7 protein-coding genes are annotated in these 7,628 nt (G+C 46.6%); 6 read left to right on the forward strand and 1 reads right to left on the reverse strand.

All coding sequences use genetic code 11. The features are described from left to right. The first annotated feature begins 308 nt into the window (after window positions 1–308). From AC805_RS04620 to AC805_RS04645, 6 genes are all read left to right on the forward strand, one after another. A complete protein-coding gene (locus AC805_RS04620) occupies window positions 309–1,472 on the forward strand; it encodes a GNAT family N-acetyltransferase (protein ID WP_055074326.1) in 1,164 nt (387 codons plus the stop codon). Between the two features lie 267 nt (window positions 1,473–1,739). After that, a complete protein-coding gene (gene cphA, locus AC805_RS04625; RefSeq protein WP_055074327.1) occupies window positions 1,740–4,331 on the forward strand; it encodes a cyanophycin synthetase in 2,592 nt (863 codons plus the stop codon). A 9-nt stretch (window positions 4,332–4,340) separates the two neighbouring features. After that, window positions 4,341–5,318, forward strand: coding sequence for a carbohydrate kinase (locus AC805_RS04630; protein WP_055074328.1), 978 nt, complete (start codon window positions 4,341–4,343; stop codon window positions 5,316–5,318). Between the two features lie 50 nt (window positions 5,319–5,368). After that, window positions 5,369–5,677 (forward strand): DUF2499 domain-containing protein, encoded by a 309-nt coding sequence (locus AC805_RS04635; protein WP_055074329.1) that lies wholly within the window; start codon window positions 5,369–5,371, stop codon window positions 5,675–5,677. 12 nt (window positions 5,678–5,689) lie between these two features. Further along, window positions 5,690–5,971, forward strand: coding sequence for a DUF3593 domain-containing protein (locus AC805_RS04640; RefSeq protein ID WP_055074330.1), 282 nt, complete (start codon window positions 5,690–5,692; stop codon window positions 5,969–5,971). 142 nt (window positions 5,972–6,113) lie between these two features. After that, window positions 6,114–6,488, forward strand: a complete 375-nt coding sequence (locus tag AC805_RS04645) for a hypothetical protein (protein ID WP_009625959.1) — start codon at window positions 6,114–6,116, stop codon at window positions 6,486–6,488. Window positions 6,489–6,506: 18 nt separating this feature from the next. On the opposite strand, the gene menC is transcribed toward AC805_RS04645, so the two are convergent. Then, window positions 6,507–7,502: an o-succinylbenzoate synthase gene (menC, locus tag AC805_RS04650; RefSeq protein WP_197278634.1), complete on the reverse strand. Its 996-nt coding sequence runs from the start codon at window positions 7,500–7,502 to the stop codon at window positions 6,507–6,509. Between the last annotated feature and the right edge of the window lie 126 nt (window positions 7,503–7,628).

Consider the following 7,628-nt stretch of genomic DNA (forward strand, 5'->3'; position numbering starts at 1 on the left):
CTTGCTATTAATTAAAGTACCTGTGGCTTTGACTACGCTCAGCCAAAGTTAGGTGAGTATAGTCGAGGCTAGATAACAAGGTGGGACATTTTTTATCCGCAAGTGCCTAATAGTAAATTAGCTATTGGCTAATGTCTGCTGATTGTGGGCTAATGATTAGCCTGAGATCCTTAAATAAGGACATAAGGACAAACACCCATTGTGGAACCAAAGTCAAATTTAAAGAAAGTATTTTTTAAAGAGCGTCGCCATCCTTTTCGAGGCGGTATTTCTAAATTTCACCAACTATTTCTCTGGCACAAGCAGTTATGCAACCTTTTCCAGTGCTTGGTAATACGATCCGTCCGCTTCAACACCGCGACCTAGAGTTCATTCAGCGATTTGCATCGCCTAACGATCTCGAACAGATTGCGGTTAGCGATCTGAGTGGTTGTCGCAGTCGGCAAAAAGTCAGCCTGCATCAACTGGCGAGTTGGCTTCCTGCCCCTGTGCAAACCTTGCTGAAGCCCTATGTGAGAGCCTATGTCTCTGAGTGCAATGGCATTATTCAGGGGTTCATTCGGGTTTCTCCCTTTAATAACAACAGCAGCACTTGGCAGATCGATCGCGTGGTGGTTTTGCCCGAAGCTCAGAATGGTCAACATAATGTCGGCACGCAACTGATCCGCTATTGCCTAGAATCTTGCTTAGAAGCAAGAACATGGGTATTGCAGGTCGATATTAACCAAAAAGACACGATCGCCCTCTATCGTCAAAATGGATTCCAGCCTCTTGCCCAATTTACTGATTGGGAGATTGGAACCGAAAGTTTAGTGGAACTTGCTCAGCATTGTCCCGATCTGCCCAATCTGATGCCCGTCAGTAATGCTGATGCGAGTCTGCTTTATCAACTCGATACCGCCGCGATGCCTCCCCATATTCGCCAAGTTTACGATCTCAATGTTGATGATTTTCGCGCCAAGACCATCGACAAATTGGTGAATCATGGTTCATTACTGATCAATCATTTACAGGACGTATCGGGTTATGTCTATGAACCCCAGCGCAAGGCAGCGATCGGTTATTTTTATCTCCTGTTGCAGCGTCCGACAGTAAATCAGCCCGAAGAAAAGCTTACTCACCATTGTCAGCTGACGGTGCATCCCGCCTACACATGGCTTTACCCCGAACTGACTTCCCAAATCGCGCGTATCGTTACCAAACAATCTTCAGAAAACGTCAGTTTGCAACTGTCATCAGCAGATTATCAACCCGAACGCGAGGACTATTTAGAAGAAATTCACGCCCAACGGCAGGGGCATTCATTACTAATGGCGCGATCGGTATGGCACAAAATCCGCGAGACTAAAACCGTTCTTGATGGATTACAGCTTTCGCGAATGTTGTCTGGTTTGCAGCCTACCCAAAAACCAATCCCAGGCAGAATTGAAACCTTGCCACAGCAGCATCAACATACCGATGAACCTCTATAACGAGCAGCGATATCTGCTATCTTAGGGGCGATCATTCTTACCGCAGAAATTGCCAAAACTACGACTTTGCGGTAGATTGAACAAAATTTTGGGATTTACTTCAGGGTAAAGCCCCTCAAGAACCATGCTTAATGAATCATGTTTAATAGAAGTTACTGTTAACCGATCTAACTTTGGTTCAATTTATACAAAATGAAGATCCACAAGATCGCTAGGATTAGGTACTGGACATTTAGGCATTGGATGCACCTTTAAAAACGCTTGACTATGAAAATTCTCAAAATCCAGACATTACGTGGTTCAAATTATTGGAGTATCCAACGGCATCAGCTTGTAGTTGTGCGATTAGATTTAGAGGGTTTTCAAGTACAACGAACTAGTTTTTATCAAAGTTTATGCAAGGTTCTGCCAAGTCTAGCGGGGAAAGATATCGCTCAACGCAACGATATTAGCGATGCCGATTTTCTAGCGGAAATTGTCAAAGATATTGCGATCGCCCTTCAAGGCTATGTCGGCATGAAGGTGGACTTTGGCACGATCAGACCTACCGTCGAACATAATGTCTATCAAGTCGTATTTGAATATCAAACCGAAGGTGCAGGACGCTATGCAGCGCGGGCAGCAGTGAGAATCTGTACTAGCATTTTAGAAACAGGAACCTACGCCACTCAAGAGTTACAAGAAGATCTCAAGGACTTAAGGGATATTCGTTTAGATGGTCAGTTAGGACCTAGTACCGAGTCCATAGTTGCCGAAGCCAAGGCAAAAAAAATTCCTTGGCTAGAATTGGGCAGTCGAGCCATGATCCAGTTGGGCTATGGCGTACATCAAAGCCGCATTCAAGCAACTTTGTCCAATAAAACGGGCATTTTGGCTGTAGAGCTAGCCTGTGATAAAGAAGGCACTAAGAGCATTTTGAGGGCTTCGGGTGTGCCAGTGCCTAGGGGAACGACAATTAGATCGCCTAAATACCTAGAAGATGCGATCGGCGAAGTGGGCGGTTTCCCCATCGTGATTAAGCCACTTAACGGCAATCACGGTCGGGGGATCACTATCGATGTCCGTACGATTAAAGAGGCGATCGCTGCCTTTGACATGGCGCAAGAAGTCTCAGAAGAGGTAATTGTCGAGCGTTTTCACACGGGGCGCGATCATCGGGTATTGGTCATTAATGGCAAATTTGTAGCTGTTGCAGAACGCGTTCCTGCCAATGTCACGGGCGATGGGGTGTCTACGATTTCCCAGTTGATTGAAATTACCAACCAAGATCCGCGTCGCGGCGATGGTCACGACAATGTCCTGACCCGTATCGAGATCGATCGCACCAGTATGGATATTCTGGCAAGACAGGGCTTTACCCTAGATTCTGTACCACCGAAAGGACAGATCTGCTACCTCAAGGCAACCGCAAACCTCAGTACTGGCGGCGTATCTGTAGATCGCACCGATGAGATCCATCCCGAAAACATCTGGTTGGCGGAACGGGTCGCCCGAATTATCGGTCTGGATATTGCGGGGATCGATGTTGTTACGGAAGATATTTCCTTGCCAGTCCGTCAGACCGATGGCGCGATCGTGGAGGTAAACGCGGCTCCAGGATTTCGGATGCATACGGCTCCCAGTATTGGCACTCCCCGCAATGTTGCCGCCCCAGTGATCGATATGCTCTTTCCTGCGGGAGCGCCAACGCGAGTGCCGATCGTCGCGATCACTGGTACTAATGGCAAAACTACTACTACCCGTCTAATTGCCCATATCTTCAAGCAGACAGGTAAAAGGGTAGGTTACACCACCACTGACGGGATTTATATCGGTGAATGTCTCGTCGAAAAGGGTGACACCACAGGTCCCTATAGTGCTCAAGTGATTCTGCGCGATCCCACGGTGGAAGTCGCCATTTTAGAAACCGCAAGGGGTGGAATTCTGCGATCGGGCTTAGGTTTTGACGGTTGTGATGTCGGGGTTGTGATGAATGTTGCCGCCGATCACTTAGGTATTGGCGACATTGATACGATTGAGGATTTGGCAAGACTCAAGAGTGTCGTGGTCAAAACGGCTCTCCCCTCAGGTTATGCCGTATTGAATGCCGACGATCCCTTAGTTGTCGCTATGGCGGAGGAAGTTGAGGCAAAGGTGGCTTACTTCAGTATGGATGCTGAGAATCTATTAATTAAGTCCCATATTGCCCAAGGTGGGCTTGCCGCAGTTTATGAAAATGGCTTTTTAACAATTTTGAAAGGGGATTGGAAGCTCCGTATCGAAGAAGCTGTAAACGTGCCGCTAACCCTCGGTGGACGGGCTGCTTTTAATATCCAAAACTCCCTCGCCGCTAGTTTAGCTGCCTTTGCCCAAGATGTAGAAATCGAGCAGATTCGTCAAGGTTTAGCCACCTTTGTCGCCTCCAGCGCCCAGACTCCAGGGCGGATGAACTTGTTTGATTTGGGTAAATATCATGCGCTGGTTGACTATGCCCATAATCCTGCGGGATTTAAGGCGATCGCTGATTTTATCCAGAAATGGAATGGCGAAGCGATCGGGGTGATTGGCGCACCAGGCGATCGGCGTGATGAGGACATTATTGAGTTAGGGCAACTAGCGGCTAGCATGTTTCAGCGGATCTTCATTAAGGAAGATAAGGACTTACGGGGACGTGCGCCTCGTGCTGTGGCAGAACTGCTGCGTCAAGGAGTAGAAGAGGTGAATCGCAATATTCCCTGTATTACAATTCTTGATGAAGCGGAAGCCCTTGCTGCTGCCTTGGATAGCGCACCTCAAAGCAGTTTAGTTGTAGTATTCCCTGACAAAGTGGATCTCGCTATTGGTATTATTGAATCGCGAAAGTCCAAAATGTCCTCGTAAAGTCCGCCTATGCCGCGTGTAATTTGCCTTGGCGAAGTCTTAATCGATCAAATATCTGAAGATATCGGCTTGCCCTTTGAGCAGGTTAACTCTTGGAAACCATATTTTGGGGGAGCGCCAGCTAATGTTGCTTGTGGTCTAGCCAAACTGGGCACGCCCGTGAGTTTAATTAGCTGCATTGGTCAAGATGCCGCAGGCACTAACTTACTTAAGCAGTTAGGAGCCGCAGGTGTTGAAACTTCAGGCGTGCAGGTACATCCCGAGTCTACTACTCGTGAAGTATATGTAACCCGCGATCGCTTTGGCGATCGCAGTTTTGCCCAATTTAACGGGGATGCCCAAACGGTATTTGCCGACACTTTAATGTCGGCGGAACATTTACCTGAGTATCTGTTTGCCGATGCGAAATTTTTAGTATTGGGAACCTTGGGATTAGCCAGTCCCCAGACATCAAGGGCGATCGGGCGAGCGCTAAAACTCGCCGAACAGTACTTTGTGAAAGTTGTCGTTGATGTCAATTGGCGCACGATGTTCTGGAAACATCCCGAACAGATAACGAAGCTATTACCTGTTTTGCTAAAGTACACCGATTTTCTGAAAATGACTGAGGATGAGGCAAAGCTTCTATTTCGGTTAACTAGCCCAGCGGCGATCGCTCAAGCCTATAGCCATCTGGAAGGCATTGTGATTACCAATGGCGCACGCGACTGTCGCTATTATCTAGGCGAAAAACAAGGTAAACATGCTGTTTATCCCGTACATTCGATCGATACAACTGGGGCGGGGGATGCTTTCTTAGCAGCATTCATTCATAAAATTTATCACCGTCCGATCACGCAACTGCTCGATCCTCAGTTTGCCCATGAAGTCATTAGTTATGCTTCAGCCGCAGGTGCTTTGGCGACCTTGGCGGTAGGCGCGATCGCTGGGCAACCCAGCGATCGCCAAATTCGCGAATTCCTAGCCATGCGCGAAACAAAGCATTAAACAAATCCTAGAATGGGAATAGGGTAATTAATTAAAACCTTAGAAAAATTATGCACTCTTTATCTTTGCCCACATGGGTCATTCATATTTCCAGTGTGATTGAGTGGACTCTAGCGATCTGGCTCATTTGGCAATATGACAAACAAAATCCCGATCGCGGTTGGCGAGGATTAGCATGGGCAATGTTTCCCGCACTGGTGAGCGCTATGTGCGCGGTGACTTGGCATTTTTTCGACAATGCGGACTCGCTAGAATGGCTGGTAACCGTTCAGGCTGCCATGACCTTAATTGGCAATAGTACTTTAGCGATCGCGGCCTTCTTCATCTGGAAAATCACAAGGGCGAAACCACAAATATAAGTTAATGCAATTATGTCTAAAGAATCCCTTTTTGGATTATCCTTGTTTCCTTACCTTGCTTTTCTCTGGTTTGCCACCAAATCGGGGCAATTTCCCAAGCTAGGGCTATGGGGGTTTTATGGCACATTAGTATTCGTGGCAATCACAATTCCCGCAGGAATTTATGCCCAAAGTCAATATCACGACATGCTGGCTAATGTGGATTGGCTACATGGTAGTGCTGAGTCTTTTTTAACAATGACTAATATCTTGTTAGTTTTAGGCTTTAAAAATGCCCTCAAGCCTAAAATTTAGAGGCATCAACATGGATCGTAATCCATACTGGGTTTGTTTTCTAATTCACTGAAGTGTTGGCGCACTTCAGTGAATTAGTATTACTTGAGAATATAATAAAAAATTATGTAGGCTATCGAAAAGCTGCTAAGAAGAGGAATTTATGAACAGACATTATCAATACATTTCTCAGTTTTCTCTAATTGCCATAATGACTATCGCCAGTAGCGCGATCGCCCCAGCATTTGCTCAATCTGCCCAACCCCGTCAAGGAGATGCCGATCGCTTGCGTCCCGCTCAAGGTCGCCCCATTTCACCGACCAATACTGATCAGTTTTCCATAGATCGCAGCACCCAAAATTCCAACCTCAAGATTCAAAATGTTAATCTTGACGTTGAAACTGTCCAGCCCGTCCTGCCTGGAAATTACAATACTTCACCCCAAAAAGTGAATCGAACTGGAGCCTTTAGTAGCGACCCTCTCAACGCCGTCCAAATTTTTCAAGAATCTGGATCTACCCGTCGCGAGAAGCAGTAATTCGGTGACTCGCTCCCTTTAATTTTCAATCAGTAAATCTCCTGTCGCCAAGCCACAGGCTCTCTGAATTGGTAGAGCAGCCGCTAGATCGAAAGCTGCTTGTCGAGCGATCGCCCCATCGATCGTTGTCGTTATGACTACGTCCAATCCAGCCTGAAATGCCCGTGAAGCTGCGTGCTTGGCGGTAATGATCCCACCCAGAGCCATGGGCTTGAGAATGATAATATCCGCCGCCTGAGCCTCAATTACTCTCTGTAATTGAGCGAGATTGTTTACAGATTCATCGGCAGCAATAGGAATAGATTGCGATCGCCGCACTTCAGCCATGCCCCCTAGATCGGAAGCTACTACAGGTTGCTCGACATATTCGAGATTGAGAAATTCAAGTCTTTTTAAATTTGCGATCGCTGCGGCTACAGACCATCCTTGATTGGCATCAACCCGAATTTGGAGTTCATTTCCCCCTTGTGAACGGACTGCCCAAACTCTTTGCAAATCCGCCTCAAAATCCTGAGTTCCTACTTTGATCTTGAGACATGGATAGCCTCGATCGATATATTCCTTTGCCTTCATAGCCGCTCTTTCGGGAGAAATCGCGCCAATTACAGCATTAATTGGAACGAAATCTCGAATTTCTCCTGAGATAGAATTGGCAAGGATCTGGGAAACAGATAGACCTTGAGCTTGAGATAGTAAATGGAGTAATGCTAGTTCCAGCCCATGTTTAGCCGCAGGGCTGCGATCGTATTTAACCAATGCATTCTCAATATCATTTAAATTCCGAATTTCGGTATCAATTAGCGATCGCCCAGATTCTTTTAAGACAAACTCTGTTTCGACTAGCGATTCCATCCCAAAACCATCAAGGGGAGCCGCTTCTCCCAACCCAGTCCGAAGCGCATTATCACCGATCTCTACGATCCATCCTTCCCTATAGTAGAGCGTCTCTCTAGCCGTCCGCCAAGGCTCTCGAAAAGCAAGCCGATAAGGATAAAATTGAATTGATTTAATCAAAAAAGTCACAGAGAAAATAAGTTAAAGTATGTTAAGTAGTTAAGCATAAGTAAACTTAAAACCTAGAAGAGCGTACCGCCCGCGTAGCGGGCGGTACGCTCTCTGGTTTTGGTTTTTAATTATGCC

This window comes from Pseudanabaena sp. 'Roaring Creek' (assembly GCF_001402795.1).
In the GTDB taxonomy this organism is placed as follows: domain Bacteria; phylum Cyanobacteriota; class Cyanobacteriia; order Pseudanabaenales; family Pseudanabaenaceae; genus Pseudanabaena.